Below are 1,829 nucleotides of genomic sequence, written 5' to 3' on the forward strand. Positions count from 1 at the left end.
GCTCGCCCGCGCCGGCCCGGTCGCGGGGGGCCGCCGCGCCCCGCCGGGCGCGCCGTCCGCCAGCGCGGCGAGGACGCCGCGCAGCAGCGCGCGGGTGTGCCGCCGCGTCTCCTCCTCGGGCAGCGCCGCCACCATCTCCGACCGGCCGCGCGCCGCCCGCACCGCGCCCTCCAGCAGCCGCGGGTCGTCGCCGCGCTCGCGCACCAGCCGCAGGAACCGGTCGCCCTCGCTCGACTCCATCCCGCCATTGTCCCCCGCCGTTGTCCCGTCCGGACAACGAGCGGGGCGGCGCTTGGGCCGCCTCCCCTAGCGGGGCGCCCGCCGCCTGGTGTTCGCTGGCGGTAGTGCCCGGTGGTGTCCCGCCCAGAGCCCGAGGAGTTCGCCGATGTCCGACGACGAGCAGTTCCTGGAGAAGCTGCCCACCGACCTGATCTTCCGGCTGCCGCCGGCCTTCGACAGCGTCGAGGACGAGCGCCGGCACCGCAAGGAGCGGCTGGCGGCCGCGCTGCGGATCTTCGGCAAGTTCGGCTTCGAGGAGGGCGTCGCCGGGCACATCACGGCCCGCGACCCCGAGCGCACCGACCACTTCTGGGTCAACCCGTTCGGGATGTCCTTCAAGCACATCAAGGTCAGCGACCTCATCCTCGTCAACCACCAGGGCCAGGTCGTCGAGGGCCGCTACCCGGTGAACGAGGCCGCGTTCGCGATCCACTCCCAGGTGCACCAGGCCCGCCCGGACGTCGTCGCCGCCGCGCACAGCCACTCCACGTACGGCCGTGCGATCTCCGCTCTCGGCCAGAAGCTGGAGCCGATCACGCAGGACGTGTGCGCCTTCTACCAGGACCACGGCCTGTTCGACGACTACACCGGCGTCGTCACCGACCTGGAGGAGGGCAAGCGGATCGCCGCCGCCCTCGGCGGCCACAAGGCCGTCATCCTGCGCAACCACGGCCTGCTCACCGTCGGCGACACGGTCGACGCCGCCGCCTGGTGGTTCATCACGATGGAACGCTCGTGCCAGGTGCAGCTGCTGGCGAAGGCCGCCGGGCAGGTCGTCCCGATCGAGCACGACAACGCCGTCCTCACCCACGAGCAGATCGGCAACGACCTCGTCGGCTGGATCAACTACCAGCCGCTCTACGACCAGATCACCCGCGAGCAGCCCGACCTGTTCGACTAGGACGCCCGTGGCGGCGGTCACGGCCGGCTCGGACCGCGGTCGGCCGCCGCCCGCCGTTCGACGGTCTCCAGCCAGGTGACCAGGTCCTTCGTCTCGGGGCGCAGGGCCCGGGTGGCGGCGATGTCGGCTCCGTAACCGCCCTGCGAGTCGAGGTGGGCGACGGCGGCGGCCGTCTCCCGCGGCAGCGCGTCGAGAGGAACCGGAACGTACGGGATCTCGCGGCCGGCGGCCTCGCTGAACGCGGCCGCGAGCCGGCCGGGCGTTCGCTCGTCGCCCGCGATGGCGAGCGTCTCCCCCAGGTACCGGGCGGGGTCGGCGAAGGCGGCCGCGGCGAACGCGCCGATGTCGTCCACCGCGATCAGCTGCTCGGAGACGTCCGGGGAGAACGGCGTCGCGATCGCCTCGGCGCCGAGGTAGTTCTCCATGAACGACACGGGCCGCAGCACGGTCGCCGGGATCCCCTTCCGGCGGATGTGCTCCTCGATCCGGAGCTTGGCCTCGAAGGCGGGCACCCCCGCCGAACGCTCGGCCCCCGCGACGGACGAGTAGACCAGGTGCGCCGCGCCGGCGGCGTCCGCGACGGCGATGCCGCGCCGGACCTCGTCGTCGAACGGGACGGGCGGCGAGCCCAGCAGGCCCGCCTGCACGC

At 73.9% G+C, this 1,829-nt stretch carries 2 protein-coding genes and 1 pseudogene; 1 reads left to right on the forward strand and 2 read right to left on the reverse strand.

Going from position 1 to position 1,829, the window contains the following annotated elements; genetic code table 11:
• Positions 1-240 (reverse strand): annotated as a pseudogene (locus ABZ914_RS50840) (hypothetical protein); the annotation flags it as partial.
• Positions 241-385: 145 nt separating this feature from the next.
• Here ABZ914_RS50840 and ABZ914_RS50845 point away from each other — a divergent pair.
• Positions 386-1,180, forward strand: coding sequence for a class II aldolase/adducin family protein (locus ABZ914_RS50845; protein WP_500201749.1), 795 nt, complete (start codon positions 386-388; stop codon positions 1,178-1,180).
• Positions 1,181-1,197: 17 nt separating this feature from the next.
• Here the strand turns inward: ABZ914_RS50845 and ABZ914_RS50850 are convergent.
• A partial coding sequence (locus ABZ914_RS50850) for an NmrA family NAD(P)-binding protein (protein WP_500201750.1) occupies positions 1,198-1,829 on the reverse strand: 632 nt, incomplete at its 5' end.

Origin of the sequence: Spirillospora sp. NPDC046719 (genome assembly GCF_040645715.1) — a bacterium.
Classification (GTDB): domain Bacteria; phylum Actinomycetota; class Actinomycetes; order Streptosporangiales; family Streptosporangiaceae; genus Spirillospora.

Coding starts and splice junctions, on each gene's coding strand:
- ABZ914_RS50845 (WP_500201749.1), top strand. CDS start 386: ATGTCCGACGACGAGCAGTTCCTGGAGAAGCTGCCCACCGACCTGATC.